General features: G+C 72.7%; 29 protein-coding genes. 19 read left to right on the top strand and 10 right to left on the bottom strand.

Translation table 11 applies throughout. The features are described 5' to 3' along the window. Nucleotides 1-268 precede the first annotated feature (268 nt). A complete protein-coding gene (locus tag OG309_RS35850; protein WP_329427453.1) occupies nt 269-1,306 on the top strand; it encodes a C40 family peptidase in 1,038 nt (345 codons plus the stop codon). Between the two features lie 21 nt (nt 1,307-1,327). On the opposite strand, the gene OG309_RS35845 is transcribed toward OG309_RS35850, so the two are convergent. Then, nucleotides 1,328-2,242, bottom strand: coding sequence for a M56 family metallopeptidase (locus OG309_RS35845; protein WP_329427451.1), 915 nt, complete (start codon nt 2,240-2,242; stop codon nt 1,328-1,330). Then, on the bottom strand, nt 2,239-2,607 hold the full coding sequence (locus OG309_RS35840; protein WP_329427448.1) for a BlaI/MecI/CopY family transcriptional regulator: 369 nt from the start codon (nt 2,605-2,607) through the stop codon (nt 2,239-2,241). Before OG309_RS35840 ends, OG309_RS35845 begins: the two co-directional genes overlap by 4 nt. 233 nt (nt 2,608-2,840) lie before the next feature. On the opposite strand from OG309_RS35840, the gene OG309_RS35835 reads away from it, so the two are divergent. Further along, entirely contained in the window at nt 2,841-3,248 is a 408-nt protein-coding gene (locus OG309_RS35835; protein ID WP_329427447.1) for a hypothetical protein, read from the top strand. 48 nt (nt 3,249-3,296) lie between these two features. On the opposite strand, the gene OG309_RS35830 is transcribed toward OG309_RS35835, so the two are convergent. Continuing rightward, entirely contained in the window at nt 3,297-4,307 is a 1,011-nt protein-coding gene (locus OG309_RS35830; RefSeq protein WP_329427445.1) for an alpha/beta hydrolase, read from the bottom strand. A 127-nt stretch (nt 4,308-4,434) separates the two neighbouring features. Between OG309_RS35830 and OG309_RS35825 the strand changes: the two genes are divergently transcribed. Then, nucleotides 4,435-4,998 carry an antibiotic biosynthesis monooxygenase gene (locus tag OG309_RS35825; RefSeq protein WP_329427443.1) on the top strand — a complete coding sequence of 188 codons (564 nt, stop codon included), beginning with the start codon at nt 4,435-4,437 and terminating at the stop codon, nt 4,996-4,998. Between the two features lie 75 nt (nt 4,999-5,073). On the opposite strand, the gene OG309_RS35820 is transcribed toward OG309_RS35825, so the two are convergent. Continuing rightward, nucleotides 5,074-6,267 (bottom strand): hypothetical protein, encoded by a 1,194-nt coding sequence (locus OG309_RS35820; RefSeq protein ID WP_329427441.1) that lies wholly within the window; start codon nt 6,265-6,267, stop codon nt 5,074-5,076. Nucleotides 6,268-6,907: 640 nt separating this feature from the next. On the opposite strand from OG309_RS35820, the gene OG309_RS35810 reads away from it, so the two are divergent. Next, a complete protein-coding gene (locus OG309_RS35810) occupies nt 6,908-7,453 on the top strand; it encodes an HAAS signaling domain-containing protein (RefSeq protein WP_329427439.1) in 546 nt (181 codons plus the stop codon). A 61-nt stretch (nt 7,454-7,514) separates the two neighbouring features. On the opposite strand, the gene OG309_RS35805 is transcribed toward OG309_RS35810, so the two are convergent. The 3 genes from OG309_RS35805 to OG309_RS35795 form a co-directional block, all read right to left on the bottom strand. After that, complete coding sequence (locus OG309_RS35805) at nt 7,515-8,747, bottom strand: alginate lyase family protein (protein ID WP_329427438.1); 1,233 nt, start codon at nt 8,745-8,747, stop codon at nt 7,515-7,517. A 186-nt stretch (nt 8,748-8,933) separates the two neighbouring features. Further along, on the bottom strand, nt 8,934-9,302 hold the full coding sequence (locus tag OG309_RS35800) for a VOC family protein (RefSeq protein ID WP_329427437.1): 369 nt from the start codon (nt 9,300-9,302) through the stop codon (nt 8,934-8,936). Nucleotides 9,303-9,365: 63 nt separating this feature from the next. Then, nucleotides 9,366-11,570: an RICIN domain-containing protein gene (locus OG309_RS35795; protein WP_443067614.1), complete on the bottom strand. Its 2,205-nt coding sequence runs from the start codon at nt 11,568-11,570 to the stop codon at nt 9,366-9,368. Between the two features lie 611 nt (nt 11,571-12,181). On the opposite strand from OG309_RS35795, the gene OG309_RS35790 reads away from it, so the two are divergent. The 5 genes from OG309_RS35790 (at nt 12,182) to OG309_RS35770 (ending at nt 15,075) form a co-directional block, all read left to right on the top strand. After that, nucleotides 12,182-13,372: a cytochrome P450 gene (locus OG309_RS35790; RefSeq protein ID WP_329427436.1), complete on the top strand. Its 1,191-nt coding sequence runs from the start codon at nt 12,182-12,184 to the stop codon at nt 13,370-13,372. Between the two features lie 14 nt (nt 13,373-13,386). Then, nucleotides 13,387-13,578 (top strand): ferredoxin, encoded by a 192-nt coding sequence (locus tag OG309_RS35785; RefSeq protein ID WP_329427435.1) that lies wholly within the window; start codon nt 13,387-13,389, stop codon nt 13,576-13,578. 106 nt (nt 13,579-13,684) lie between these two features. Further along, nucleotides 13,685-13,999 carry an ArsR/SmtB family transcription factor gene (locus tag OG309_RS35780; protein ID WP_329427433.1) on the top strand — a complete coding sequence of 105 codons (315 nt, stop codon included), beginning with the start codon at nt 13,685-13,687 and terminating at the stop codon, nt 13,997-13,999. Then, the gene (locus OG309_RS35775; protein WP_329427432.1) at nt 13,996-14,412 is read left to right on the top strand and encodes an SRPBCC family protein; all 417 of its coding nucleotides are present in this window, start codon (nt 13,996-13,998) and stop codon (nt 14,410-14,412) included. Before OG309_RS35780 ends, OG309_RS35775 begins: the two co-directional genes overlap by 4 nt. A gap of 204 nt (nt 14,413-14,616) precedes the next feature. After that, complete coding sequence (locus OG309_RS35770) at nt 14,617-15,075, top strand: GNAT family N-acetyltransferase (RefSeq protein WP_329427430.1); 459 nt, start codon at nt 14,617-14,619, stop codon at nt 15,073-15,075. 86 nt (nt 15,076-15,161) lie between these two features. Here OG309_RS35770 and OG309_RS35765 read toward each other — a convergent pair whose 3' ends face one another. After that, complete coding sequence (locus OG309_RS35765) at nt 15,162-16,388, bottom strand: MFS transporter (RefSeq protein ID WP_329427428.1); 1,227 nt, start codon at nt 16,386-16,388, stop codon at nt 15,162-15,164. A 66-nt stretch (nt 16,389-16,454) separates the two neighbouring features. On the opposite strand from OG309_RS35765, the gene OG309_RS35760 reads away from it, so the two are divergent. After that, complete coding sequence (locus tag OG309_RS35760; RefSeq protein ID WP_329427426.1) at nt 16,455-17,048, top strand: CGNR zinc finger domain-containing protein; 594 nt, start codon at nt 16,455-16,457, stop codon at nt 17,046-17,048. Nucleotides 17,049-17,120: 72 nt separating this feature from the next. Here OG309_RS35760 and OG309_RS35755 read toward each other — a convergent pair whose 3' ends face one another. Next, complete coding sequence (locus OG309_RS35755) at nt 17,121-17,585, bottom strand: hypothetical protein (protein ID WP_329427425.1); 465 nt, start codon at nt 17,583-17,585, stop codon at nt 17,121-17,123. Nucleotides 17,586-18,123: 538 nt separating this feature from the next. Between OG309_RS35755 and ectA the strand changes: the two genes are divergently transcribed. The 8 genes from ectA to ehuA all read left to right on the top strand — a co-directional run bounded on the left by ectA (nt 18,124) and on the right by ehuA (nt 24,597). Continuing rightward, on the top strand, nt 18,124-18,651 hold the full coding sequence (gene ectA, locus OG309_RS35750) for a diaminobutyrate acetyltransferase (protein ID WP_329427423.1): 528 nt from the start codon (nt 18,124-18,126) through the stop codon (nt 18,649-18,651). Between the two features lie 99 nt (nt 18,652-18,750). Further along, on the top strand, nt 18,751-20,040 hold the full coding sequence (gene ectB / locus OG309_RS35745) for a diaminobutyrate--2-oxoglutarate transaminase (RefSeq protein ID WP_329427421.1): 1,290 nt from the start codon (nt 18,751-18,753) through the stop codon (nt 20,038-20,040). Between the two features lie 48 nt (nt 20,041-20,088). Beyond that, nucleotides 20,089-20,493 carry an ectoine synthase gene (locus OG309_RS35740; RefSeq protein ID WP_329427420.1) on the top strand — a complete coding sequence of 135 codons (405 nt, stop codon included), beginning with the start codon at nt 20,089-20,091 and terminating at the stop codon, nt 20,491-20,493. Between the two features lie 57 nt (nt 20,494-20,550). Next, on the top strand, nt 20,551-21,450 hold the full coding sequence (gene thpD, locus OG309_RS35735) for an ectoine hydroxylase (protein WP_329427418.1): 900 nt from the start codon (nt 20,551-20,553) through the stop codon (nt 21,448-21,450). A gap of 50 nt (nt 21,451-21,500) precedes the next feature. After that, nucleotides 21,501-22,424 (top strand): ectoine/hydroxyectoine ABC transporter substrate-binding protein EhuB, encoded by a 924-nt coding sequence (gene ehuB, locus OG309_RS35730; RefSeq protein WP_329427416.1) that lies wholly within the window; start codon nt 21,501-21,503, stop codon nt 22,422-22,424. 13 nt (nt 22,425-22,437) lie between these two features. Then, nucleotides 22,438-23,184 (top strand): ectoine/hydroxyectoine ABC transporter permease subunit EhuC, encoded by a 747-nt coding sequence (ehuC, locus tag OG309_RS35725; RefSeq protein ID WP_329427415.1) that lies wholly within the window; start codon nt 22,438-22,440, stop codon nt 23,182-23,184. Then, entirely contained in the window at nt 23,184-23,819 is a 636-nt protein-coding gene (gene ehuD, locus OG309_RS35720) for an ectoine/hydroxyectoine ABC transporter permease subunit EhuD (RefSeq protein ID WP_329427414.1), read from the top strand. The genes ehuC and ehuD overlap by 1 nt, the downstream gene beginning before the upstream one ends. Continuing rightward, nucleotides 23,809-24,597, top strand: coding sequence for an ectoine/hydroxyectoine ABC transporter ATP-binding protein EhuA (ehuA, locus tag OG309_RS35715; RefSeq protein ID WP_329427412.1), 789 nt, complete (start codon nt 23,809-23,811; stop codon nt 24,595-24,597). Before ehuD ends, ehuA begins: the two co-directional genes overlap by 11 nt. Nucleotides 24,598-24,697: 100 nt before the next feature. Here ehuA and OG309_RS35710 read toward each other — a convergent pair whose 3' ends face one another. Further along, nucleotides 24,698-25,570 (bottom strand): SigB/SigF/SigG family RNA polymerase sigma factor, encoded by an 873-nt coding sequence (locus OG309_RS35710; protein ID WP_329427410.1) that lies wholly within the window; start codon nt 25,568-25,570, stop codon nt 24,698-24,700. 319 nt (nt 25,571-25,889) lie between these two features. On the opposite strand from OG309_RS35710, the gene OG309_RS35705 reads away from it, so the two are divergent. After that, nucleotides 25,890-26,561, top strand: a complete 672-nt coding sequence (locus OG309_RS35705; protein WP_329427409.1) for an FAD-dependent oxidoreductase — start codon at nt 25,890-25,892, stop codon at nt 26,559-26,561. The last annotated feature ends 45 nt before the right edge of the window (nt 26,562-26,606 follow it).

Genomic DNA, 26,606 nt, shown 5'->3' with positions numbered 1-26,606 from the left:
AGCCCGCAGACCGCAGACCGCAGACCACAGACCACAGCCAATCTGCTAAGTGGTTTCACATTTCTCGAAGGCTAGCGCCGCACCGTGCAAAAACGGCGCCAGAAGCACAAGGTCCGGCAGGAGCCTCAGCAGCCAAGAGCTTCAGCATCGGCACTTGCCACCCGTCAGCTAAGTTGCTTAGCATTCAGGCGCTCCTCCGGTCGCCTGCCGGGCCCGTGCCCCGGCCCCGGCCGGGGGAGCCCTCCCCAGAAGAAGGAGCCGGCCCATCGTGGCGTCCCACCGCCGTCCCAAGCCCTCACGCCCGCGCTACGCGGGTGTCCTCACGACGACCGCGGCTGCGGCCGTGGCCCTCTCGGCGCAGACCGCGTGGGCCGACCCCGCGCCCGACCCCCGGAAGAAGGGCGTGCAGGCCGAGATCGACCGGCTCTACGAGGCGGCCACGCAGGCGACGGAGAAGTTCAACGGAGCCAAGGAGAAGGCCGACGCGCTGCAGAAGCAGGTGGGCACCCTCCAGGACGCGACCGCCCGCAAGCAGGGCGAGCTCAACAGGCTGCGCGACCGGGTCGGTTCGCTCGCCGCCGCGCAGTACCGGGGCGGCGGGCTCGATCCGTCGATGCGGCTGATGCTCTCCGCGGACCCCGACACCTTCCTGGAACGCGCGAGTCTGCAGCAGCGCCTCGGCGAGCGGGACGTGAACGCGCTCCAGCTCTTCGAGGCGCAGCGCCGGGAGCTCCAGCAGCAGCGCACGGAGGCCGCGCGGAAGCTGGCCGAGCTGGAGGCCACCCGCGGTGAGCAGCGCCGCAAGAAGGCGGAGGTGCAGGGCAAGCTGGAGAAGGCCCGGAAGCTGCTGAACACCCTCTCCGCCGAGGAGCGGGCGCGGATCGCCCGGGCGGAGGACCGTGCCGACCGGGCGGGCGCCCGGGCCGACCTCGGCAACGAGTCGAGCGCGTCGTCGCGCGCCGCCGCCGCGTTCGCCGCGGCCAAGAGCAGGGTCGGGATGCCGTACGTGTGGGGGGCCGCCGGTCCGGGGTCCTTCGACTGCTCGGGGCTGACGTCGTGGGCCTTCCGGCAGGCGAACGTGACCATCCCCCGTACGTCCCAGGCGCAGGCGAACGTGGGCACCCGGATCGGTTCGCTCGGCGACCTGCGGCCGGGCGACCTCATCATCATGCGGACCGACCTGAGCCATGTGGGCTTCTACGCGGGCAACGGGCAGATCCTGCACTCCCCCAAGCCCGGGGCGCAGGTGCGGTACGAGTCGATCGCGCGCAGCGGGATGCCGTTCATGTGGGGCGTGAGGCTCTGACCCCGGGGGGCGGGTCCAGGGTCAGAAGGGGCCGCAGCCGAGGAGCATCGGGAACAGCGGGGCCCCGGCCGCCGCGAGGGCGACGCCGAGCCGGGTCGCGCCGTGCGGCCGCGGCTGCGGGGTGAGGACCCGCCGCAGCCGGATCAGCGCGCTAGGGCCGCCCATCCCCAGGGCGGTCCGGGGCACGCGCCCCGCCGCCACCTCGCACAGCGCCGTCGCGAGGGCGTCCCGCGAGTGCAGGCGCAGGGCGTGGTCGTCCGCGGCCATCTCCAGGAGGAGCAGCGTCTGCTCCTGCCCGTGCCGGGCGAGCGGCAGTTTCGGAAACGCCCGCGCGAACGCCCGCAGCACCATCTGGACCAAGTGGTGGCGGCCGTCGATGTGGGCGCGTTCATGCGCGAGGGCGGCGCGCAACTGCTCGTCGTCCAGGGCGTCGAGGGCGCCCCGGGTGACGACGACGCGGGCCAGCCGCGCCGGGAGGCAGTACACCGCGGCGACGGGGTGCTCGACGATCGTCGCCCCGTACGTGGTCGAGGAGCGGCCGATCAGCCGGAGCGCTTCGAGCTGACGGCGCCGCTCGGCCCGTGCCGTCCAGGCCGTGCGCAGCAGCCAGAAGACGGGGAGGAGGACGACACCGGTCGGGGCGAGGAGGACGGCGGAGTCCCGGAGGGTCGGGTCCGTGGCGGCGCCCGCCGGGGTGTCCTCGGTGAGTCCGCAGAGGCTGAGCAGGCCCGTCAGACCGTCGTGGACGTGCTGCTCCGTCATCACGAGGTGGTAGACGGCGAGTGCGGCCGAGACGACGAAGGTGACCATCAGCAGCAGCCAGACCGCTGCGGCGAGGACGGGCGCGCGGTGCGGCCAGCGGGCCCGGGCCAGGAGGTGGGGAGCGGCGGCGCCGACGAGCACGGCGTACCCGGCGAGCACGGCGGCGGTGATCACGACTCGCTCCGGCGCTTGGCGGCGCGCAGAGCGGCGCGCAGGGCCTCCACCTCGCTCGCTGAGATCTGCTCGACGAAGCTGGCCATCACTCCGGCCGTGTCGGGGCTGCCCTCCAGGGCGTCCTGCATGCGGGCGGCGGTGTACTGCTGCCGGGTGCACGTCGGCTCGTAGAGCCAGGCGCGGCCGTCCTTCTCACGGGTCAGCATGCCTTTGCCGTAGAGGATGTCGGCGACGGTCTTGACCGTGCTGTACGCGAGGGGGCGCTGCTTGTTCAGGTCGTTGAGGACCTCGCGCGCGGTGGCGGGGCGGCCCCAGGACCACAGGCGGTCCATGATCTCCGCCTCCAGCTCGCCCAACTGACGCACGCCCGCTCCCCTCGCCCCCGGCGGCCGCACCGTAGGGCCGCGGTGCTCCCATCCTATCCGCGGGCCTGCCGGGCCCCTGGCCCGGAGGAGCCGTGCGCGCCGAGCGGGCGCCACCGCTGGAGCGCTCCCCAAGGGATCCGCGGACGCAAGCGGAACGTGAGCGAGGCGTGAGAGGTGTCGCGCAGGATCGTCGTCGTCACCCTTCACGCACGCATGTCAGGGAATCCGTATCCATGAAGAAGTTCAAGGCCACCCTCGTGACCCTCGCCGCCGTCGCAGGGCTCGCCGTGGCCGTGCCGTCGACCGCTCAGGCCGCCACCGGCTGCAAGACCGGCGGTCACGCCTACATCTGCGAGTACGGCGTCAACACCAAGGTCCTCCCGGACGGGACCAAGCAGGTCTTCGTGGTCGACCCCGACCGCTCCGTGTGGACCCGCTGGACCGACTCCGACGGCGACTGGAGCAGCTGGCTGTCGATGGGCGGCGTGGCGATGAGCGGTGTCGTCACCTCCGTGTGGCAGCAGTCGCTGCCCTGGCAGTTCTCCATCCACGTCATCGGCACGGACGGCCACGGCTGGTTCCGCGAGCGCGGAGCCGACGGCTCCTGGAGCGCGTGGGCCCCCAACCGGGACCCGCAGTAGTCGACACGGCCCCGGGCCCGCCCGCGCGCACGCCCCGTCCTCGACCGGTCAGCTCTGCACCGCCCTCGCGAGGACGCGCCTCAGCCAGCGGGTGCGGGCGTCGCGCGCGTCCCGGCTGAGGGCGGCACCGGGGGCCACGGTGTCGAAGCCGTGGAAGGCGCCGGGCCACACGTGGAGTTCGGCCTGGCCGCCTGACCGCCAGATCGCGTCGGCGTAGGCCACTGCCTCGTCCCGGAACGTCTCGGCGGAGCCGACCTCGACATACGCCGGCGGCAGGCCGGAGAGGTCGGTCGCCCGCGCGGGTGCCGCGTGGGGCGGCAGGTCCGGGGTGCCGTACCGGTCGCCCAGCAGCGCCTGCCAGGCGGTCGCGTTGGAGCTCCGGTCCCAGGTGTCGACACCGGCCATCTGATGGCTGGAGAACGTGTCGCCCCGGTCGTCGAGCATCGGGCTCAGGAGCAGTTGCCCGACCGGGGCGGGTCCGCCGCGGTCGCGGGTGAGCAGGGCGAGCGCGGCGGCGAGTCCGCCGCCGGCGCTCTTGCCGCCGATGACGATGCGGTCCGGGTCGATGCCGAGAGCGGCGGCGTTCGCGGCGGCCCAGACGAGCCCCGCGTAGCAGTCCTCCAGCGGTCCCGGGTACCGCGTGCCCGGTGCCAGGCGGTACTCGACCGAGATCACGGCCGACTCCAGCGGGAGCGCCCACCCGCGGAGCAGCTGCGGGAGGACGGACCACGCGTTGCCCATGATCATGCCGCCGCCGTGCAGGTAGTACAGCAGCGGCAGCGGGCCGTCCGTGCCGGCCGGGCGGGCGCTCACCAGCGTGACCTCAGGGCCGCCGGGCCCGCCGGGCGCCCGTAGCTCCGCCACCTCGAAGCGCCCGTCGGCCCGGAGCTGTTCGACGGTCGGCCGGGGCCGCGCCGCCGCGTCCCGCTCCTGCCGGGCGGCGAGGTTCTCCGGCGTGTACGGCTCCCGCGCCGCCTCCCCCAAGGCGCCGAGCGCCACACGCAGTTCGGGGTCGAACGGGGGCGGGGGCGCCGGTGCGGGGCGAGGGGTGCCGGTCATGGGGGCAGTATCCCGGGGCGCCTTCCGTGGGCGAACCGGGGGGCAGGCCCGAGAGCGGGGTCCCGGCCGCCGACCGCGTAGGGTGGCGGGCGGCGCGGCGTGACCATCAGGAGCTGTAGTGACCGCGGTGAGCCTTGAGCACGCGACCGTCCCCGCCGACGCCGGTGAGGTGACGCTGCTGATAGCCCGTCGGGTCGAGCCCGGCCACGAAGCCGCCTTCGAGCAGTGGGCGAAGGGCATTCTCGACAGCGCGGCCGCCTTTCCCGGGCATCTGGGTTACGGGCTCTTCCGTTCGTCCGGCGGTGACGCCCCGTGGTTCCTCGTCCACCGGTTCCGGGACGCGGAGGCCTGCCGGGTGTGGCAGGAGTCGCCGGAGCGTGCGGCCTGGTTCGCCCACTGCGAGGGGCACCACCACACCGAGATCGCGCGCCGCAAGCTGACGGGCATGGAGACGTGGTTCGCCGAGCCGGGCTCGACGCGTCCGGCGCCGCCCCGGTGGAAGATGGCGATCAGCGCGACCCTCGCGATCTACCCGGTCTCCCTGCTCGGGGGCTACTTCCTCGTCCCTCGGCTCACCGGGCTGCCCCTGGCAGTGAGCACCGTCCTGACCGCCTGCGTCTTCAACGTCCTGATGACGTACGTGACGATGCCGACGGTCAGCAGACTGCTGCGGGGGTGGCTCGGCAGATAGCCGCGCCGGGTTCGCGCGCCCACGGCACCGCCCGTCCTCGTACGCGCACTCATACCCGTCCTCCGGCCCGTTCCGTCAGGGCCGCTCCGTCGCCCTCGCCTCCGGAGTCTCGGGCGCCGTGGGCGTCTCGGGCTCCAGTGCTTCCGCGGGCTCCGGCCCGCCCCTGGCGGCCCTCACCGTCAGGGCCGCCACGGCCCCCGCCAGGACGCCCCAGGTCAGGGCGGCCGGTACGCCGTTGCCGAGGTTGCCGGAGACGTAGAGGAGTCCGTACCGCATGCCGGTGGTGTCCAGGGCGATCCGCAGCACCTGGCTCACCAGCAGCGCGAGCACGGTCGCGCCCACGGCCCCGGCCGCCATCGCGGGGACGGTGACCCGGGTGAGCAGTCCGGGCAGCAGCCGCAGCGCCGTCCACACGAGGGCGAGCACCAGCAGGTCGACGGCGCGGTAGAGGAGCCAGTCGTCGAACGCCGTGCCGGCCGGGGTCGACCAGGCGCCGAGCAGCAGCCACTGGCGCAGCAGGTCGCCCGGTTCGTCGAGCAGTCCGCCGGGCGAGGGGACCGACTGGAGGGCTGCGGCGACCTTCTCGTACGAGAGGACCACCAGCGACACCGCGATCACGGCCGTCCCGGCGGTGGCGGCCCGGCGGGCGACGCGTGCGGGGACGGGTGTGCGCGGGAGGGGGCCGGCGCCCTTGGCGGCGACACGCGCGACGAGCGCGGTCACCGCCGCCACGACGAGCCCGGTCACCACGAGCATCTGGCGGCCCGCGGCGATTCCGCCGGCGAGTTGCGGCAGGAAGCGGTAGCTGCCGCGGCCCATCGAGGCGATCAGCCACGGGGTGGAGACGCCGACCGCGAGGGTTCCGGCGACCATGGCCCAGGCCCAGAGCGCGAGCACCGTGGCGGGCGTGCGACCCTGCACCGGCGGCAGACGGCGGATCAGGAGCAGCGCCCCGGGTACGAAGAAGGCGAACAGCGCGCAGTAACGGATCTGCAGGGCGGTGGTGTAGAGCGAGAGGTAGCGGTCGTTGTCGGTGACCGCCGCGTCGCCGGTCCCACCGGCCGTCTCGGCGCCCAGGGGAAGCGCCGTCGGCGGGTCGTACGCCCAAGGGGCGAGCCAGCGTTCGAGTTCGGCGGCCGTCTGCCCGCCGAGCGCGCCGCCGCTGCCCGGCAGGTGGAGCGCGTCCGCGCTGGCGCCCGCCCACCACAGGAGTGCCGTGAGCAGGAGTCCCCCGAGCAGTGCCGGTATCGCCGCACGCCGGTATGTCATGTGCTGTCCCCCGTTGTCGCCGCGCATCGTGCGATGCGCCTGGTCAGTGGAGGGTACGGGGTGCCGGGATCGCCGGGCGTCGGGTCGGGTGTCCCCGCCGATCGCGGACCTGCTCTCCGTCGCCCGGTCGATCCTCTCCGAGGTGCCGGCCGGCCAGGCCGGGCTCCTCGCCGGTCTGGGGGCCACGCCCACGCGTCCGCGCGACGGACACACCGCCCGTGGCGCGTCCACGCTTGCGGGGAGACGCGCGGCCGCACTATCTTGCATTGCATGGTTCCTGGCGACGCAAAGAACGGGACGGGAGGCGAGGTTCCCAGCCGGCTCCGTGAGGGAGTGCTGGAGCGCTGCCTCCTCGCGCCGCTCAGGGACGCGCCGAGACACGGTGTCGAACCGCTCGCCGAGCTCTCCGCGGTCAGCCTCATGACCACCAGTCAGGGCATTTTCCGTCCCTGGCTGTCGAGGCTGCGCCGCAAAAAGGATTCGCCGGCACCCAGCTGCGCGAGTCCCCGAGCGGGCCGCCGCCCGGCGCCGCCACGCTGACCGGCGAGGGCCATGCGGCCCTCGCCGAGCTCGCCCGGGCGTGGCCGTCGTTCCGGGACGCCGTCGACCATTTTCTCAACGACCCGCAGGGGGAATCCGTATGAACGCCATCGACCATCCACTGGTGACCGCCTACCTCGACGCCGTCGCCCGCGAGACCTCCGAACTCCCCGCCGAGCGCAGGGCCGAGCTGCTCGCCGACCTCCGCGAGCACGTCGAGGTCAGCGGCGCCGAGACGGACATCCAGGTCCGCCGGGTCCTGGACGGGCTGGGCGATCCCCGCGCCGTCGCCGGCGCCGCGCTGGCGGAGGAGCCGGCCACCGCACCGGCGGTCCGACCCGGCCGCACCCGCCTCACCGTGGTCCTGCTCGCCGTGGCCGGACTGCTGGTGCTGTTCAACTCGTTCGTCGGGGCGGCGGCCATGCTCGTCGGCCTGGCGCTGCTGTGGGGCTCCCCGCAGTGGAGCACCCGCCAGAAGGCGATCGCGACGGTCGCCTGCGCGGCCGTCCCGTTCGTCGTGGTCCTCGCCGTCCTGTCCCTTTACGGCTCCAGGATCGGGCCGATGGAGCTGCTGGTGCTCGCGGGGCTCTCGCTGGCCGTGCCGGTCGCCGGCGCCACGGTGCTGAGCCGGGCGGCGCGCCGCTGAGCCGGGCGGTGCCGGCCCGTACGCCGTCCCTCTCCACGGCGCCGGGCCGACCCGTCTCCGGTCAGCGGGGGTTGGCCGCGTGGGTGAGCGTCTCCCAGGCGACGAAGAGGTTGTTGGAACCGGCCGGACGGCTCTGCTCGGTCAGCGCCTGGGTGTGGGACATCGCGTAACCCATGCGCTGATGGAGGGCGTTGAAGCCGACCTCGGTGACGGGCCCGAGGTGGTCCCTGAGGGTGCCACCGCACAGCCAGCTCGGCGGGGTCTCGCCGCGCTCGTAGCGCGACTGGAGGCCGAGGGCGTGGCGCAGCCGGTCGGCGACCTCCGGGTAGAGGTCCTGGCCCTGGATGCGACCGGTCTCGGCGATGTGGGAGATGGCCGACAGGCCGTATCCGGTGTGGGTGAGGTCCCGGCAGGTCTCCTGGGTGAGGCCGTCGACGAAGGTGGTCTGTCCCTGCCAGTAGCGGACGATCTCGTCGCGGGTGTCCAGGCCGCTGCCCGGGGCGGCCTTCGGCAGGCTGCCGTCGGTGGCGAGGTAGATGTACGCGGGGACGCGCCCGCGGAACTTGGCGACGGCCTTGTCGTACGCGGCCCGGTCCTCCAGGAAGACGGCGATGCCGATCGCGGCCTCGGTCATGCTCAGCTCCCAGTTGCCGTTCGACTGGGAGCCGTTGGCGACCTCGGGGAGGTAGACGGTGCGGAGCATGGTCTTGAAGCGGTCGACGCGGTCCTGCGGCCAGCCCGTGTAGGTGTAGCGGATGATCTCTGCCGCACGGGGCCAGGAGGAGCCGGCCCAGCCGGTCTGGAGCGGGGCGTTGGAGTTGGTGTGGTCGGTGATGACGGCCGACCAGGCGTCCATGATCTCGATCGCCTTCCGGGCGTAGCGGCTGTCCCTCGTGACGTACCAGGCGAGGGAGAGCGTGTACGCGGCGAGGGCGTCCTCGCGCTCGTCGGTGCATCCGTGATTGGGGTTGGAGTAGGAGCCGCACTCGACGACGGACCGGGGCTTGGGCGTACGGGTGAGCGAGGCGTACTTGCTCGCCGCCATCTGGTCGTAGGCGCCCTTCCATGGCTGGGCCCCGGCCTGGACCTGCTCGCGGGTGAAGTCCAGCTGGCCGCGGGAGACGAGGACTCCGGGGTGGACGAACGCGCTGGGCGCCGCCTCGGCCCGGCCCGCGGAGGGCAGTCCGGCGAGGGCGCCGAGGACGGCCAGCAGCAGGGCGGCGGCGAGCGCCCGGCGGGCACGGCGGTGGGGGTGCGGGCGGGCGTGGGGGCCGGTGTGGGGGTGGCTTCGCATCGCGACTCCAGTTCGACTATGTGAACTCTGGTCGTGTTCTCGCACTGCGAAAGTAAAGGTCTGAACCAGTGCGGTCAACCGTCCCAGCCGAACTGCGCCGCCCCAGGGGGAAGATGGGAACACCGTCGACGTCGAGCAGCGGAGAGCGCGCCGTTCAAGGACATGAACAGCGCGCTCTGTCGCATATCAGACCGCGACGATGCAGAAGGGGTGTCCAGCCGGGTCGGTCAGGACCCGCCACCTCTCCTCGTCCGGCTGCCCGGCCGGCTTGCCCGCGCCCAGCTCCAGCAGGCGCGCCTCGGCCTCCTCCAGGTCGGCGACGTCGAAGCAAAGGTGGAGCTGCTGGGGGACGATCTGGTCGGGCCAGGTCGGGGCGCGGTAGGCGTCGACCCGCTGGAAGCCGAGCAGCGGTCCATCCTGCGGCAGGAGGCTCGCGAACTCGGCGTCCGACGTGGGGTGGGGTTCGAGCCCGGTGACCGCCCGGTAGAAGGCCGCCAGGGCCTCGGGGTCCGGGCAGTCGAGGGTGATCGCGCTCAGCTTCATGAGCGGGGGCATGGGCTCCTCCTGGACGGTCGGTGATCGTCCGCCCACCCTAGAAGCGGGGCGAAGGCGCTTCCGTCAGGGGTAGGTGACCAGGTTGGCGACGTTCGTGCTCGCGTTGGAGGGGCCGCCGCGGTCGTTGACGACGTGGCGGATGGTGCCGGTGCCGCCGAGGGAGACGGTGACCATGTCGCGGAAGCGGACCCCGGCGTTGGCGGGGGCCTCGAAGGCGCGCTCTGCCGCGACCCCGGGGTTGACGTTGAAGTAGCAGTAGCTGCCGAGGCCGTAGGCCTGGTGGCTGGTGACGGAGTCCGCGACCTTGTAGGCGGCGTAGCCCTGGGTGGAGCCGTTCATCCAGGCCGCCTGGTTCGGCGGGTCGTAGGGCATCTCGTTCTGGTAGAAGTACGTCCGGCCGCCGTTGCCGTTCCAGATCGTCTGGTGCTTCTGGTAGTGCTCGACGAACAGGCCGTACATGGTCACGTCGTCGCCGTTCACGACGAGTCCGGTGTCGGCGGTGTTGGTGTTCCAGCCGACGCCGGTGCCGTGGTCGGCGCGCCAGATCCACATGTGGTCGCCGATGACGTGGTCGCTGTTGACGACGAGGCTGGTGGTCGCCTTGCCGACGGCCGCGCCGCCCACGCGGAAGTACACGTCGTGGAGCGAGGTGGGGTTCACCGCGTGGGAGGCGCCGGAGCCGGCCGGGCCGAGCTCCAGCAGGGTCGGCGAGTTCACCGGTCCGGCGTCGAAGAGGACGCCCGCGAGCTTCACTCCGTCGACGTCGGCGACGGTCATGGCGGTGACGCCGTTGTCAGGGACGAGGGTGGCGAGCCCGAGGCCGAGGACCACCGTGTCGGGGCGGGTGACCCGCAGGGTCTGGTCGAGGTGGTAGACGCCCGGCGTCACCAGCAGGTTCTTGCCCGCGGCGAGGGCGCCGTTGATCTGTGCCGCGCTCGCGCCCGGCTTCACCACGAAGAACGCGTCCATGCCGAGCGAGGTGCCGGCGGGGACGCCCGCCGCCCAGCTCGTCGCGGTGGAGTCGGTCCGCGTGGCGGGCACGAACACCTTGTAGGCGCCGGTGCCGTCCACGTACAGGAAGGGCTTCTCTCGGACGACGGGGGTGCGGTCGACCGTGGTGTACGGCGGGTTGGGGAAGCTGGTGCCGGGGACGCCCTGGCTGCCGACGAAGACCATGTTCCAGTTGGAGCCGGTCCAGCTGCCGAGCTGGGCGTTGCGGGTGAGCCACTGCTGCTGGGTCCCCGAGCGGACCTGGCCGTCGATCCTGGTGTCGGCGAGGAAGCCACCGCTGGACCAGCCGCCGTCGCTGAGCTCCAGGTTGCCGCGGACGTGCATGCGGCGGTAGGCCGAAGCCTGCGAGACCGCCCAGCGGTCGGTGCCGCCGGAGGGGGTGACCGAGAGGTTCTCGGCGCCGCGCCAGAAGTTCTGCGTGGCGTTCTGCGGCGGGAACCAGTCCGCCTCCACGTGCACCGCGCCGTTGATCGTCACCGCGTCCGGGGACTGGCCGAGGCCGAGGACCTGGGTGTAGAAGCCCACGTTGACATCGTTGGCATAGGTGCCGGGCTTGAACATCACGGCGTACCGCTGGGGCCCGAACTGGTTCGTCTCCTGGGCCCGGAAGATCGTGTCGAGGCGGCTCTGGATGGTGGCGGAGGACATCGAGGGGTCGAACACGGCGACGTTGGGGCCGAGGTCGACGTCACCGGGAGGGAGGTCCGCCGCGTTCACCTGGAAGCGCTGGGCCGCCGTGCCGTTGCAGGTGTACTGCACGAGCTGCACACCGTCGGCCGTGGACGCGGCGGGGACGTCGAGGCACTTCCCGCTGTTGCGGTTCACGAACCGGTACGCCCCTCCGCCGTCGTCGACGGCCCGCCACTGCTGGTTGAGGCCGCCTCCGTAGCTCCACAGGTGCACGGCGGCGTTGTCCGCCGTGGAGACGTCGCTGACGTCGACGACCTGGGCGGAGTCGTTGCGGTTGCCGATCCGTACGTAGCCGTCCGAGGTCGCGGTCAGACTCCACTGCTGGGCGGCGGTGCCGTTGCAGGCGTACTGCTGCACGGCGGTCCCGTTGACGGTCGCGGCGGCACGGGCGTCCAGGCACTTTCCGCTGCCGGCGTTGACCACGGTCGCCCAACCCGTGGGCAGCGCGGCGGTCTGGGCGGCGGCGGTGCGCGGCGCCAGCGCCACGAGACCGGAACAGAGCACGGCGCCCAGGGCGACGACGACGCCGAGCCGGGGGCGACGGAGCGGTGGGGAGGACATGGGCATGCGGGGGCCTTTCCCGGAGAGCGTGTGGGGCCGTTGGTCCGAGGGAACTGAGGCGTGAGTGAACTGCCGCGACGAGCCGCCGTCAAGACCCTGTGCGTTCAGATCCTGAACACACAAGTCCCTTTGCCGGCCTCGCACTTGGATTTCGGCCTGTCCCGGCGTGAAGTCTTGACGTCGGGGGTCCGCGAGGAGGGAGCCGCTCCTGGCGTCGGATTTCGGAAGGCCGGGGGCGATTTGCCGCCATCGCACCACGAAAGGGAGTTTCGGCGGTACTGTGTTCTCAGGCCCGGCCCCGTACCTCCCCCGTGTACGAGGCCGGGCTCTTCTCATGCTCCGGCGCCACCCCCGGTCGCCGCTTCGGCCCGCCGCGCCGGCCCGGCGTCCCGTCCACAATCCCGTCCGCACCCCCGTCCGCACCCCCGTCCGCCGCCCCGGTCGCCGTCGGATGCACGCCGGTGAACGGCACGGACGGAAGCCGACCGGAAGCCGAACGGACGACCCCCCTTCCGGTGGATTGGCCGAACTGTGCGTAGACCAGATAGGTGCCTGAGGCATGTAGTGGAGACGGCAACCCACGTCAGAGCCACCGATTCGCCCTTGCGAGGCCCCCCATGACGGAAGCCGTTGCGTTCCCCCAGGACCGGACCTGCCCCTACCACCCGCCGACCGCCTACGAGCCGCTGCGCGAGGAGCGCCCGCTGTCGCGGGTGACACTCTGGGACGGGCGCCCGGTATGGGCCGTCACCGGACACGCGACCGCCCGCGCACTGCTCTCCGACCCGCGCCTGTCCACCGACTCCACCCGGCCCGATTTCCCCTTGCCGACCGAGCGGGCAGCGAACCTGCGCAGGTCACGGCGGGCCGCACTGCTCGGCTGGGACGACCCCGAGCACAACGCCCAGCGCCGGATGCTGATCCCCAGCTTCACGCTCAAGCGCGCCGAGCGGCTGCGCCCGCGCATCCAGTCGACCGTGGACGGGCTCCTGGACGCGATGGAGGCGGCGGGCCCGCCCGCCGAGCTGGTGAGCGCGTTCGCGCTGCCCGTGCCGTCGATCGTGATCTGCGACCTGCTGGGCGTGCCCTACGAGGACCACGACTTCTTCGAGGCGCAGTCCCGGCGGCTGCTGCGCGGCCCGACGGGCGCGGACGCCGAGGAGGCGCTCGCCCAGTTGGAGGGCTACCTCGGCGACCAGATCGAGCGGAAGCGGGAGAAGCCCGGCGAGGGGGTGCTCGACGACCTGGTGGCCCGGCAGCTCCAGGACGGCGGGCCGGACCGCCAGGAACTGGTGCAGCTGGCCACGATCCTGCTGGTCGCCGGACACGAGACGACCGCGAACATGATCTCGCTCGGTACGTTCACCCTGCTGCGCCACCCCGAGCGGCTGGCCGAGCTGCGGGCCGACCCCGGGCTCGTACCGGCGGCCGTGGAGGAGCTGCTGCGGTTCCTGTCGATCGCGGACGGGCTGTTGCGGGTCGCGCGCGAGGACGTGGAGATCGACGGCACGGTGATCCGCGCGGGCGAGGGGGTGGTGTTCTCCACCTCCGTCATCAACCGGGACTCCGCCGCCTACGCCGACGCCGACGCCCTGGACTGGGCCCGCCCGGCCCGCCACCACCTGGCGTTCGGTTTCGGCATCCACCAGTGCCTGGGACAGAACCTGGCCCGCGCGGAGATGGAGATCGCGCTCGGGACCCTGCTGCGGCGCCTGCCGGGGCTCCGGCTCGCCGTACCCGCCGAGGAGATCCCGTTCAAGCCGGGCGACACGATCCAGGGCATGCTCGAACTCCCTGTCACATGGTGAAAGGACCCGCACGGATGCGCATCTCGATCGACGGGGACATCTGCATCGGCGCCGGACAGTGCGCCCTGACCTCCCCCGACTTCTTCACCCAGGACGACGACGGCTTCGGCACCGTCGTCCCGGACCGCGCGGACGACGCCGAGGGACCGCTGGTCCGCGAGGCCGCCCGCGCCTGTCCCGTACAGGCGATCACGGTCGAGGAGTAGGGCCGGGTCCGGGCGCTGGTTCGGGTGAGGGGCCGGCGGCGGGTGGGCCACCAGAACGCGTCGGAAAAGTTTGACGCGTCGGAATTTTCCGACCTATGGTGGAGGCATGCCGACCGACGTGTTCGGCGTGCTGGCCAATCCGGTACGCCGCAGACTGCTCGAAAGCCTGCGCGAGGGGCCCCGCTCCACGGGTGAGCTGGCCGCGATGTTCGAGCTCGGGAGGCCGGCGGTCTCCGAGCACCTCTCGGTGCTCAAGACCGCCGGCCTCGTGCGTGAGGAGCCGCGGGGGCGGCACCGCTTCTACCACCTCCAGCCGGCGCCGCTGGCCGAGGTGAGCCGGTGGCTGCACCCGTTCGAGCACTACTGGGACCAGCGCATGGACGCCCTGGCCGACCTTCTGGACGAGGAGAACCCGAGATGACCGGGACCGCCCCCGACACCATCCACTGCGCCCGCTTCCTGGCCCACCCGCCGGCCGCGGTCTGGCGTGCGCTGACCGATCCCGAGCTGCACGCCCGCTGGTGGGCCGCCGGAGATGTCAAGCCGCTCGTCGGCCATCGTTTCCTTCTGGACATGGGCGCCTTCGGCAGCCAGCAGTGCGAGGTCACGGCCGTCGAGGACGAGCGGCTGCTCGCCTACCGGTTCGCCGAGGGCACGCTCGACACCACGATCACCTGGCGACTGGAACCGGAGGGCACGGGCACGCGCCTCTTGCTCACCCACAGCGGGTTCGACCTCGACTCCCCGATGGGCCGACAGGCACGGGAAGACATGGGCCGTGGCTGGCCGGGCGTCCTGGACCGGCTGGACGCCGCACTTCTGGAGGCCGCCTGACGCCGCCGCACGGGCGCGGTGTCGCCCGGGCGCCAACTGTCCATCGTGGCGCTCGGGGGGCGCCTCTTTGGACGCCGCGTCAGGGGTGGCGGCGGCGCCGGACCCGCATGATCGACTCCGTGCGGAACCCGCGGATTCCGCATCACCGATGCACCGCGGCACCGCGGCACCGTGCCACCCGCAAGAGCGAGAGAGTGTGAGTCCATGTCGACCGACATCAAGGTCCGTGCCGCCACCACCGAGGACTTCACGCAATGGCGTGCCCTCTACCGCGGCTACGCCGAGTTCTACCGGGTCGAGCAGACCGACGAGGCCGCCGAGCAGGTCTGGGCGTGGATCCACGACGCCGGACACGAGGTGAACGCCCTGGTCGCCGAGGACTTCGACGGGCGGCTCATCGGCCTCGCGCACTACCGGCCCTTCGCGCGCCCGCTCTCGGCGACCACGGGGTGCTTCCTGGACGACCTGTTCGTCGCCCCGGAGAGCCGGGGTTCCGGCGCCGCCGACCGGCTCCTCGGAGCGCTGCGCGAGATCGCCGCCGAGCGCGGCTGGAGCGTCGTCCGCTGGATCACCGCCGACGACAACCACCGCGCCCGCGCGAAGTACGACCAGGTGGCGACCCGCACGATGTGGGTCACGTACGACATGACGCCCGGCGCCTGAACCCCGCGGCACCTGCCGCCTGCCCCCTGTCCCTGACCCTCGCACCCCGGCCCCTTCCCCCCTTCCCCCCGGCCCGCGCCCCGCTCTCAGTCCGCGCGGGCGGGCTTGGGGCGGCCGGCGGCGGGGTCGGCCTCCGGGACCGGTCCGGCCGGGCGCTCCCGGCCGATCAAGGGGGCGACCAGCAGCGGTTGCGCGGCGGCGAGGACGAGACACAGAGCAGCCGTGCAGGCCCACAGGGCCGTCGGACCGAAACGGTCGAGGAGCTGGGTGGCGGTGATCGGGGCCGCGGTCGTGGCGATGCCCCAGCTGATGCCGTACGCGGCGAGATAGCGGTCCGAGCCGCCGGGCGGGGCCAGGGCCGCCACGACGCCGAACACCCGGCCCAGGACGAACACTTCTCCCAGACTCCACAACCCGGTGCCGATCAGGAACGCGGTCAGGGAGGACGCGAGGGCGTACCCCGCCAGGCCCAGCGTCATCAGCGCGTACCCGAGGGCCAGGGCGGCGGTGTCGGAGAGCGCGGCGATCTTGCGCAGCCGCAGGGCGGGCTGGGCGGCCACGACGATGACGGCCGAGGCCGTGAACAGCAGTCCCGCGTCGGCGGGTTCGAGGTCGCGGCGGGCGAGGGTCAGCGGCAGCCCCATCACGACCTGCATGGCGACGAGCGCGAAGACCGTGCCGCACCCGAACATGGCCCAGAGCGCCCGGTCCCGCCAGGGGTGGACCGGCACGCCGAGGTCCTCACCGGCGGCGGCCGGGCGGCGGCCCGGGTGGTCCGCGGGCAGGACGAGGCGCAGGGCGACGGCGCAGGCCAGGCACGTGAGCGCGTCGACGACGAAGAGCCAGCGCAGGTCCCAGCGGCCGACGGCCGCCGCGATCAGGCCCGCGCCGGTGCCGGCGACGGCCAGCGCGGCGTTGAGCAGGCTGAACGCACGGACCCGGTCGGCGGGGCCGACGGCGTCGGCGATCATCGCCTGGCTCGGGGGCTCGTACAGCTCGAAGGCGAGTCCGAGGACGACCGCGAAGATCGCGACCTGGAGCAGGGAGCCGGCGGCGGCGATCGCCACCTGCGCGACGGCGCAGCCGGTGAGGCCGAGCACGATGGTGCGGCGGCGCCCGAGGATTCCCGCGAGGCGGCCGCCGGCCAGCCGTGAGGGGATCGTCGCGAGGCCGAACGCGGCCGAGAGCAGCCCGGCGGTGGTCACGCTCGCGTCGAAGTCGCTGCTGATCAGCACCGTCAGGAACGGCAGGGAGAAGGCCCCCAGCTTGTTGATCGCCCGCGCGATCACCAGTAACCACACGACCCTCGGCATGCGCCGACCCCCCTCGCGTAACCGTCGAATCAAGTAATGTCAGTCACGTATCAGACCATCGAGGGGGTGACTGGTCAAGTGATGTTCGACAGTCACGTGGCGGTGCTGCTGGATCAGGCGGTGGCGCTCGTGAACACGTTGACCGAAGGCGAGGCGCACGGTCGGGCCTACCCTGCACCGCGCGGAGCCGACCTGTCGGCGGCCGTCGAAGCGGCGGTGCCCCGCGCCTCGTCCTCGCTCCCGCGCACCACGGACGGGGCGGAGGCGGAGTACCTCGTCGCGGCGTCGGGGCGCATGCGCACGGTCTTCCAGGCCGTGCAGGACGGCGACCTGGACGCGGCCGCCGCCACGGTCAACGACCTGTTGCGGCTCAGCGGCGCGCGGCCGCACCTGGACCGGCGCGAGGGCGAGCCCTGGCAGCTGCACTTCCACGGCGCCGACGAGACCTTCGCCGCGGGCTGCACCGCCGGCTGCGCCACGGCGCTCGCGCTGGCGGTGGGCGGCAGCCTCGCCGGCCGGCTCGGCGTCTGCCGGGCCGACCGCTGCGACCGCGTCTACGTCGACACCTCGCGTAACGCGGCGCGTCAGTTCTGTTCGACCGCCTGCCAGAACCGCACCAAGGCCGCGGCCTTCCGGGCACGCAAGGGCGCGGCGGGATGAGGTGAGGGGCCGCCCGGCGTCGCCGGCCGGGCGCCGTCCGGGCCCGGAGGGCGTGACAGGCGGGAGCGCCCGTCAGAACGGGCCGCGGCCCGAGCGGTTGCCGCGCGGCTTGCCCCGGCCGGTGCGGCGCCGGCCCGCGGGCGGGGTCGGGGCCTCGCCCCCGGCGGCACCCGGCGACGAGAAGCCGACGGCCACCGGCGGCGGACCCGCGGGGGTGGCGGGAGCGGTCCGCGCCGCGCCGGGGCTCGGCTGGGCGGCCACGGTCCGGCCGCCCGCGAGGACGGTGGCGTGCGTGATGTGGGGCGCGCAGGCCTGGCAGATCTCGGCGAGGGTCCAGACCTCGGCGACGATCGGGTTGTGGATCAGGACGAGCAGCGTCGTCCCCGTGCACGTGGCACGCGCCGTGTGGTGGCGGCAGCCGCTCGCCCCGCACGCGCAGGCGGCGTTCGGGCGCGGGGCGGCGAGACGGGCGTGGGCGCGGGCGTGCTCGCGGGCGAAGGCGCGCATGCCCGCGATGTCCTTGGACCGCGCGGGCATGCGGCAGCCCTCCGTCGTACAGGTGACCGTGGCGGAGTGGTCCGCGTTGCCGGTGAGTCGGATGGTCCAGGTTCTGCCTGGGACACGTGATCCGGGAAGCATGCTCAACGCGCGCGTGTCCGTTCGAATGAGAGGGGTGTTGGTCATGGTTTTACCCCGAAGGCGGCGGAGGTTCACATCCGGGGCCGGGTCAAAGGCCCCGGAATGGCCCGGTCGGCCGATTCCCTCCGAGTCACGGCGAGGCGCAGAGGGCTCCGGCGGGCTTCGTCCGCCGAACCCGTACGTCTCACCCCGCCCACCGTATCCAAACCTGAAGCGCGGGATATTCCCATACCTTGAGCAAGGGCGGAATGGACACCGAGGAGCCGTTACCCAGCCGTTATAAACGGGTAGTTCAGTGCCGTTTGTATGGTTTTCACGGGGCGCCCAGCGCGGATTCACCCCTTCGGGACCCGTCGCGCAACTATCACGCCCGCCGACCCCGCACAAGCCCTCAGGTCGAGGCAGTTCGCTGATCAACTCGGTAGCTTCGGCGCCCATGACCACTGCCCACGCGACATCCCCGATCAAGGACCTCACCATCGGACGTGCCGAGGTGGCGGACGGTGCCGAGCTCTGGCGCATCGCTCGCGGCACGGGGGAACTCGACCTCAATTCTCCCTACAGCTACCTCCTGTGGTGCCGGGACTTCGCCGACACCACCGCCGTCGCCCGTGACGCGTCCGGGCGGCCGGTCGGCTTCGTCACCGGATACCTGCGGCCGGAGGCACCGCGCACCCTCTTCGTCTGGCAGGTCGCCGTCGAGGATTCACACCGCGGATCCGGGGTAGCCGGAGCACTGCTCGACGCCCTGTCCGCCCGCGTGGCGGCGGAACACGGGCTGAGCCTGGTCGAGGCGACCGTCACACCGGGGAACGTGGCCTCCGACCGGCTCTTCCGTGCGTACGCGCGTCGCCACGGCGCGGTCGTGACCCGAGAGGTGCTGTTCCCGCCCGCCGCCTTTCCCCCCGCCGACGCCTCCCACGAACCCGAAGTGCTCTACCGCATCGCCCTGCCGGCGCGCTGACGCCCGGGACACCCCCGCCGCGACGCCCTGACCTCGGACGGCGTGGCTCCGCGCACACGCCGCCGCACCCACTCCGCTCCACCCACCTACGGGAGAACCGTGACCACCCTCACCGACATCGCCGCCCCGTCCGTCTTCGAGACCGTCGAATCCGAGGTACGCAGCTACTGCCGCGCCTGGCCCGTGGTCTTCGAGCGGGCCCAGGGGAGCCGGTTGTACGACGAGCACGGGCGGCCCTTCCTGGACTTCTTCGCCGGGGCCGGCTCGCTGAACTACGGCCACAACAACCCGGTCCTCAAGCGGGCGCTCCTCGACTACCTCGCCGCGGACGGAGTCACCCACTCCCTGGACATGTCGACGACCGCCAAACGCGCCTTCCTGGAGGCGTTCCGCACGACGGTCCTGGAACCGCGCGCACTCCCCTACAAGGTGATGTTCCCGGGGCCCACGGGCACGAACGCCGTGGAGGCCGCCCTGAAGCTGGCCCGGAAGGTCACCGGACGCGAAGGGGTCGTGTCGTTCACCAACGCCTTCCACGGGATGTCCCTCGGCTCGCTCGCGCTCACCGGCAACGCCGCCAAGCGCGCCGGGGCGGGCGTGCCCCTGAACCACGCCACCCAGATGCCGTTCGACCACTACCTCGGCGGCCGGATGCCGGACTTCCTCTGGTTCGAGCGGCTCCTGGAGGACCCCGGCTCCGGCCTCGACCACCCGGCGGCGGTGATCGTCGAGACGGTGCAGGGCGAGGGCGGGATCAACGTCGCGCGGGCCGAGTGGCTGCGCAAGCTGGCCGATCTGTGCCGCCGCCGCGACATGCTGCTGATCGTGGACGACATCCAGATGGGCTGCGGCCGCACCGGCGACTTCTTCTCCTTCGAGGAGGCGGGCATCACCCCCGACATCGTCACCCTCTCCAAGTCCATCAGCGGCTACGGCCTGCCCATGGCGCTCTGCCTCTTCCGCGACGAGCTGGACCTGTGGCAGCCGGGCGAGCACAACGGCACGTTCCGCGGCAACAACCCCGCCTTCGTGACCGCCACCGCCGCCCTCGACGCGTACTGGGGCGACACCGGGCTGCGCGAGCGCACGCTGGGCCGGGCCGGTCGCGTCGAGCGCGCCCTGCTCGACCTGTGCGGGGACGACGGGCGGACGGCGCTCTCCGCACGGGGTCGCGGCCTCGTGTGGGGGCTCGAGTTCACCGACGGGGCGCGTGCCGAGGCCGTGTGCCGGCGGGCCTTCGAGCTGGGGCTGCTCCTGGAGACCTCGGGTCCGCGCGGCGAGGTGGTCAAGCTGCTGCCTCCGCTGACCGCGACCGACGACGAGCTCGACGAGGGCCTCGGCATCCTGGCCCGCTCCGTGCGGCACACCGCCGACCGCCGCTCCGCCTGACCCCTCCGGCCACTCCCCCTTCCCCCTTCCCCCAGCGAAAGGCGACCGATGATCGTCCGTACCTTCGACGAGCTCGACGGCACCGAACGGCACGTGAGGGCCGCGTCCGGCACCTGGGAGAGCCGGCGCATCGTCCTCGCCCGCGAGCGCGTCGGCTTCTCCCTCCACGAGACCGTGCTGTACGCGGGGACCGAGACCTCCATGTGGTACGCGAACCACGTCGAGGCCGTGGTCTGCACCGCCGGCGAGGCCGAGCTCACCGACCACGAGACGGGCCGCACGTACACCATCCTGCCCGGAACCATGTACCTGCTCGACGGCCACGAGCGGCACTCCCTCAAGGTCAAGCAGGACTTCCGCTGCCTCTGCGTCTTCAACCCGCCGGTCACCGGCCGCGAGGACCACGACGAGAACGGCGTCTACCCGCTCCTCACCGAGCCCGGCCAGGACTGAGCCCGTCCGGAGCCCACACCCCCGTACACGAGCAGGGAAAGGAAGGCACCCGCCCTCATGACCTCCGCACCCACCCGTCCCGTCGACCTCTACCCCACCCGCGGCCCCAAGGAGGTGCTGATCGGCCGCAAGGACCCCGTCGTCTGGTCCTCCCCCGGCACCCCCGGTCCCTTCTGGGCGCGCGAGCTGGAGGACTTCGAGCGCGACGGCTTCGCCACGGTCGACGAACTCGTCGCCCCGGACGAGGTCGTGGAGCTCCGCTCCGAGCTGGACCGGATCCTGGCCGACCCGGAGGTGCGGCAGGACGAGCGGGCCGTCGTCGAACCCCGCTCACAGGAGATCCGCTCCGTGTTCGAGGTGCACAAGACGAGTCCGGTCTTCGCCCGGCTGGCCGCCGACCCGCGGGTCGTGGGGCGCGCCCGCCAGATCCTCGGCTCCGACGTGTACGTCCACCAGTCGCGGGTCAACGTCAAGCCCGGCTTCGGCGCCAGCGGCTTCTACTGGCACTCCGACTTCGAGACCTGGCACGCCGAGGACGGCCTGCCGCGCATGCGGACCGTCTCGGTCTCGATCGCGCTCACCCCGAACCACACCACCAACGGCAGCCTGATGATCATGCCGGGTTCGCACCGGACCTTCCTCGGCTGCGCGGGCGAGACGCCACGCGACAACTACAAGCAGTCGCTGCGGATGCAGGACGCCGGGACGCCGTCCCACGAATCCCTCACCACCTTCGCCGACGCCTGCGGCATCCGTCACTTCACGGGCCCGGCGGGATCGGCGACCTGGTTCGACTGCAACGCGCTGCACGGCTCGGGCGACAACATCACCCCGTATCCGCGCAGCAACGTGTTCCTGGTGTTCAACAGCGTCGAGAACGCGCCGGAGGCCCCGTTCGCCGCTCCGGTCCGGCGGCCCTCCTTCATCGCCGCGCGGGAGCTCACCCCCGTCGGCTGACACCCCGCGCCCTCGCCAACCTCCCCCCTCCACCGAAGAAGAGGACGGTCATGCCCAGTCCCGCTCCGTTCGACCGCCGCGGCTTTCTGACCAGATCCGTGCGGCTCGGCGCCGCACTCTCCGTGGCGTCCGGCCTCGCCGTGACGGGCTGCAGCCGCACCCAGGCCGGGACGGGAGCGCCGAAGGACGACGGCGGGCTCCTGGCCCGGCTCCGCGAACGCGGCTTCGTCCGGGTGGGCTTCGCCGGCGAGGCCCCGTACGGGTTCCGGGACGGCGACGAGCTCACCGGTGAGGCCCCGACGCTGCACCGGGAGATCTTCAAGGCGCTGGGCGTGCCGGAACTGCGGCCGACGCTCACGGAGTTCGGCACCCTGATACCCGGGCTGCTCGCCGACCGGTTCGACGTGGTCAGCGCGGGCATGTCGATCACACCCGAGCGCTGCGCCAAGGTGATCTTCTCGGAGCCGGAGTTCGTCTCCCCCACCGCGCTGATGGTCCGCAAGGGCAACCCCAAGGGCCTGACCGACTTCGCGTCCTGCAAGGCGAAGGGCGCCACGGTGGGTGTGCTCACCGCCGCGGTGGAGGCCTCGTACGCCAAGGCCGCGGGCGTGCCCGACGGGGCGGTGAAGACCCTGGCCAAGCAGCAGGACGGTCTGGACGCGCTGCTCGCGGACCGGATCGACGCCTTCGCGCTCACGGGCATCTCGCTGCGCTGGCTCGCGCGGACCAACCGGAGCGCCGCCGTGGAGGTGGCTGCCCCGTTCTTCCCGGAGATCGACGGCGTACGGCAGTTCAGCGCGGGCGGCGCCGTGTTCCGGCCAGGGGCGGACGGGCTGCGGGACGCCTTCGACCGCGAGCTCGCGAAGATCACCGGTGCCCCGGCCCGCTATGTGGAGCTCATCGGCCGCTACGGCTTCACCGCGCGCGAGGTCCCGCCGCGTTCCCTGCGCACCGCCGACCTGTGCGCGGCCTGAGCGGGTGGCCGGCATGAGCGGGTTCCCGATCCGGCTCGCCACCGGCTCGGGCGGACCCCTGGCCGCGGACTTCCCCGAGCGCTTCGCCACGGACTTCCTCCCGGAGGTCCGGCAGGCGTTGCCCCGGCTCGGCGAGGGGCTCCTCGTCACCGTGGAGGCGACGGTGCTGGGAGCGGCACTCGCCCTCGTGCTCGCCTACGCGCTCGGGCTGCTGTCGCGCTCCGCCCGGTGGCCGGTACGCGGCGGAGCGCGGTTCGTCGTCGAGTTCTTCCGCGGCACCTCGCTGTACGTACAGCTGTTCTGGCTGTTCTTCGCGCTGCCCATCCTCGGCTTCCGCCTGGAGCCGCTGGCCTGCGCCGTCCTCGCGCTCGGGCTCAACTACGGGGCGTACGGCGCCGAGGTGGTGCGCGGGGCGGTCGCGGCGGTGCCCCGTGCGCAGAGCGAGGCGGCCGTCGCGCTCGGCATGGGGCCGGGGCTCCGGCTGCGCCGGGTGGTCCTGCCGCAGGCGCACGCCCTGATGGTCGCCCCGTTCAAGAACCTGCTCGTCCAGCTCCTCAAGGCGACGCCGCTGCTCTCGCTGGTCACGGTGCCGGACCTCACTTTCGAGATCGACCAGTTGCGGTCGGCGACGGGCGACACGGCGGCGGCGTACGTACTGCTCCTCGTGGTGTACGGGGCTCTGGCCATGGTCCTGAGCCTGCTGATGAACGCGCTGGAGCGGGCCGCGAAGGCCCGGCTCGGGCAGGGCGGGGGTGCGTGATGTGGGACGGGGAAGCGGCGTGGGCCGCACTGCCCGCCGTGCTGAAGGGCTTCGGCGTGACGCTGGCCGCGACCGCGCTCGGCTTCGCCGTGGCAGCGGCGCTCGGGCTGGTCCTCGCCCTGGTCCAGCGCGCCGGCCCCCGGTGGCTGGCACTGCCGGTCAGCGGGGCGGCCGCGTTCGTCCGCTCGACACCGCTCCTGGTACAGCTGTTCGCCGCGTGGGTGCTGGTGCCCGCCCTGGACGCGCTCGCGCTGGGCGTCCTGGTCCTGGGCGTCCACTACGCGACGTATCTCTCCGAGGTGTACCGGACGGGCATCGACGCCGTACCGAGGAGCCAGTGGGAGGCGTGCACGGCGCTCTCGCTGCCGCGCCGGCGGGTGTGGCGTGCGGTCGTGCTGCCGCAGGCGGTGCGCAAGGTGCTGCCGCCCCTGGGCAACTACGCCGTCTCCATGTTCAAGGAGACGCCCCTGCTGTCGGTGATCACGGTGCACGAGATGGTGCACGAGGCGAACACGTTCGGCAGCACCCACTTCGCCTATCTGGAGAGCCTCACCCTGGCCGCCGCGGTGTTCCTGCTCGCGAGCTGGCCCACGTCCCTGCTGGTACGCCGACTGGAGGCACGCCTTGCCCGCTGAGACATCCGTCCCCGAGGCGGTCCGGTTCGACCGGGTGACGAAACGGTACGGGGAGCACACCGTGCTCGACGGGCTCGACCTGACGGTCGGGCGCGGCGAGCGCGTGACGCTGATCGGGCCGAGCGGGTCGGGCAAGACGACGATCCTGCGGCTGCTCATGACGCTGGAGCGGGTGACCGACGGGGTCATCCACGTGGACGGCGAGCCCTACTCCCACATGCCGGGCGGGCCGGACGGCCGGCTGGTGCCCGCGAGCGAGCGCCGGCTGACGGCGCGGCGGCGGGGCATCGGCATGGTCTTCCAGCAGTTCAACCTCTTCCCCCACATGACCGTGCTGGAGAACATCGTCGAAGCACCCGTGCACGTGCTGGGCGAGAGCAGGGACGAGGCGGAGGCGCGGGCCCGGGACCTGCTGGAAACGGTCGGTCTCGGCGACCGGGCCGGCGCCCGGCCCACCCGTCTCTCCGGCGGTCAGCAGCAGCGGGTGGCGATCGCCCGCGCGCTCGCGATGCGGCCCGGGATCCTGCTCCTCGACGAGGTGACGTCGGCGCTCGACCCCGAGCTGGTGGCGGAAGTCCTCGACGTGCTGCGGGACATCGCGCACGGCAGCGACATCACCCTGCTGTGCGTGACGCACGAGATGGGCTTCGCGCGGGACGTGTCGGACCGGATCCTGATGTTCGACCGCGGCCGGATCGTGGAGTCGGGCCGGGCCGACGAACTGCTCGACGCGCCCGGGCACGAACGGACCCGGGCGTTCCTCCGTACCGTGCGATGACGCTTCCCAGGGGCCCGGGCCCGCTCTCAGGGGCGCGCGCCGCGGGCCCCTGAGGAGCGTCCGCGTCCCCGGGCGGCCCGTCGGGTCCCGGCCTGCCTGCTCAGGCCTCGTCGCCGGAGGTGCCGACGAGCATGCCCGCGCGCAGACGCTCCAGGGAGCGGGCCAGCAGCCTGGAGACGTGCATCTGGGAGACGCCGATCCTCTTGCCTATCTCGGCCTGGGTCAGCTCCTCCACGAACCGGAGGTGCAGCAGGAGCCGTTCGCGCTCGTCGAGGAGCTCCATGAGCGGGGCGAGCGTGTGGAAGTCCTCGAAGAGTTCCAGCGCCGGGTCCTCCTCGCCGAGGAAGTCGGCGAGGGAGGCGTCAGCGTCCGTGTCGTCACCGTCGATCACGGCGTCGAGGGAGGCGGAGTGGTAGCCGTTCGAGGCGATCTGCGCCTCGATCACCTCGTCCTCCGACAGCTCCATCGCCTCCGCGAGCTCCGAGACGCGTGGTGACCGGCCGAGCCGCGAGCCGAGTTCCTCGTTCGCCTTGGCGAGTTCGACCCGCGCCTCCTGGAGCCGGCGCGGGACGTGCACCGCCCAGGTGGTGTCGCGGAAGAAGCGCTTGATCTCGCCCACGATGTACGGCACGGCGAAGGTCGCGAACTCCACCTCGCGCGCCAGGTCGAAACGGTCGATCGCCTTGATCAGACCGATGGTGCCGACCTGGACGATGTCCTCCATCTCGTCACCCCGGGCCCTGAACCGCCTGGCGGCGTACCGGACCAGCGAGGTGTTCATCTCGATCAGGGTGTTGCGGGCGTACTGGTACCCCTCCGTGCCCTCCTCCCGCACGGCCAGTTCCCGCAGGAACAGCTTCGACAGGGCACGGGCGTCCTGGGGAGCGACCTCGCGGGGGGTCTCCAACAGGGGCAGCTCACTCACCTCGCTCCCCACGTACGTCGTCGTCACCTTGGCCACCTCGGTGCGCACGGGGACAACCTCCTGTTGCTCGCGGGACGTTCGCCTGCTGGTGCCTGTTCGGGTTGCGCCTACCCGGACTTCGCGGGCGCACGCGTACGGCGTTCCGGACGTAAGGGGGCGTCTCCCGTGCGCTGGGCTCCTCGGGGCGCGTGCCGTTGAGAGGGGTGGTGCTCCCTGACCATGCTGGAGCGCATGACGGAGCATCAGCGGTGGGGCAGGGCGGCGGTCGTCGGCGGGAGTTGCGCGGGGCTGGTGACCGCACGGGTCCTGGCGGACTTCTTCGACGAGGTCGTCCTGCTCTAACGGGATCCGGCCGCAGGTGACGCTGATGTCGGGCACCTCGTGCACGGGGCTTCTGCGCGACGGGCGCGGCCGGGTGAGCGGGGTGTCGTACCGCCAGGGTGACACCCAGGGCGCGGGCGAGACCGGCGAGCTGGCCGCCGATCTGGTGGTCGACGCCTCGGGCCGATCCAGTGCGCTGGAGAAGTGGCTGGGCTCCCTGGGCGGCCGGTGGACGTGCTCGCTGTTCGGCTTCCAGCAGCAGCCGCCGACCGACGACGCCGGGTACAACCCGCATCTGGCGGAGCAGCTCGCGCGGCGGAGCCTCCAGGAGCCCACGTACCGCTACACCAACGTCGACAACCGCTGGCGGCCGTACCCCCTGGTCAAGGGCTGGCCCGACCGGCTGCTCGCGGTGGGCGACGCGGTCTGCGTCTTCAACCGGGTGTACGGGCAGGGGCTCACCGTGGCCGCGATGGAGGCCGAGCTGCTGGGCCGGATGCTCGCCCGGCGGCGCGCCTCGGGCCGGGCGCTCGACGGCGCCCGGTTCGCGCACTGGTACAACAGCCGGCTGTTCCGGGTGGCGGTGCGGGACGCGGCCGTGTGGTCGCGTTTCGTGCGGGTCGTGAACATGACCGCGTCACCGGCGGTGCCGTTCCACCCGATCGTGGCGGCGAAGGTGTTGGCGACGGCCTTCACGACCTCACCGGGCGGCCGCTGACGGCGGCACGACGAGCACCCCGGTGAGACAACCCCGGCCGCGCCC

The sequence above is a fragment of the Streptomyces sp. NBC_01268 genome (genome assembly GCF_036240795.1).
Classification (GTDB): domain Bacteria; phylum Actinomycetota; class Actinomycetes; order Streptomycetales; family Streptomycetaceae; genus Streptomyces.
Note: the sequence above shows the minus strand (reverse complement) of the source record. Positions and strands in the feature narration are given on the sequence as shown.

Coding starts and splice junctions, on each gene's coding strand:
- OG309_RS35705 (WP_329427409.1), top strand. CDS start 25,890: ATGTCGGGCACCTCGTGCACGGGGCTTCTGCGCGACGGGCGCGGCCGG.
- OG309_RS35755 (WP_329427425.1), bottom strand. CDS start 17,585: ATGCCCGCGCGGTCCAAGGACATCGCGGGCATGCGCGCCTTCGCCCGC.
- OG309_RS35800 (WP_329427437.1), bottom strand. CDS start 9,302: ATGCCCCCGCTCATGAAGCTGAGCGCGATCACCCTCGACTGCCCGGAC.
- OG309_RS35765 (WP_329427428.1), bottom strand. CDS start 16,388: ATGCCGAGGGTCGTGTGGTTACTGGTGATCGCGCGGGCGATCAACAAG.
- OG309_RS35820 (WP_329427441.1), bottom strand. CDS start 6,267: ATGACATACCGGCGTGCGGCGATACCGGCACTGCTCGGGGGACTCCTG.
- thpD (WP_329427418.1), top strand. CDS start 20,551: ATGACCTCCGCACCCACCCGTCCCGTCGACCTCTACCCCACCCGCGGC.
- OG309_RS35770 (WP_329427430.1), top strand. CDS start 14,617: ATGTCGACCGACATCAAGGTCCGTGCCGCCACCACCGAGGACTTCACG.
- OG309_RS35810 (WP_329427439.1), top strand. CDS start 6,908: ATGAACGCCATCGACCATCCACTGGTGACCGCCTACCTCGACGCCGTC.
- OG309_RS35830 (WP_329427445.1), bottom strand. CDS start 4,307: ATGACCGGCACCCCTCGCCCCGCACCGGCGCCCCCGCCCCCGTTCGAC.
- OG309_RS35790 (WP_329427436.1), top strand. CDS start 12,182: ATGACGGAAGCCGTTGCGTTCCCCCAGGACCGGACCTGCCCCTACCAC.
- OG309_RS35780 (WP_329427433.1), top strand. CDS start 13,685: ATGCCGACCGACGTGTTCGGCGTGCTGGCCAATCCGGTACGCCGCAGA.
- OG309_RS35795 (WP_443067614.1), bottom strand. CDS start 11,570: ATGCCCATGTCCTCCCCACCGCTCCGTCGCCCCCGGCTCGGCGTCGTC.
- OG309_RS35805 (WP_329427438.1), bottom strand. CDS start 8,747: ATGCGAAGCCACCCCCACACCGGCCCCCACGCCCGCCCGCACCCCCAC.
- ectA (WP_329427423.1), top strand. CDS start 18,124: ATGACCACTGCCCACGCGACATCCCCGATCAAGGACCTCACCATCGGA.
- ehuC (WP_329427415.1), top strand. CDS start 22,438: ATGAGCGGGTTCCCGATCCGGCTCGCCACCGGCTCGGGCGGACCCCTG.
- ehuB (WP_329427416.1), top strand. CDS start 21,501: ATGCCCAGTCCCGCTCCGTTCGACCGCCGCGGCTTTCTGACCAGATCC.
- OG309_RS35785 (WP_329427435.1), top strand. CDS start 13,387: ATGCGCATCTCGATCGACGGGGACATCTGCATCGGCGCCGGACAGTGC.
- OG309_RS35775 (WP_329427432.1), top strand. CDS start 13,996: ATGACCGGGACCGCCCCCGACACCATCCACTGCGCCCGCTTCCTGGCC.
- ehuD (WP_329427414.1), top strand. CDS start 23,184: ATGTGGGACGGGGAAGCGGCGTGGGCCGCACTGCCCGCCGTGCTGAAG.
- OG309_RS35835 (WP_329427447.1), top strand. CDS start 2,841: ATGAAGAAGTTCAAGGCCACCCTCGTGACCCTCGCCGCCGTCGCAGGG.
- OG309_RS35740 (WP_329427420.1), top strand. CDS start 20,089: ATGATCGTCCGTACCTTCGACGAGCTCGACGGCACCGAACGGCACGTG.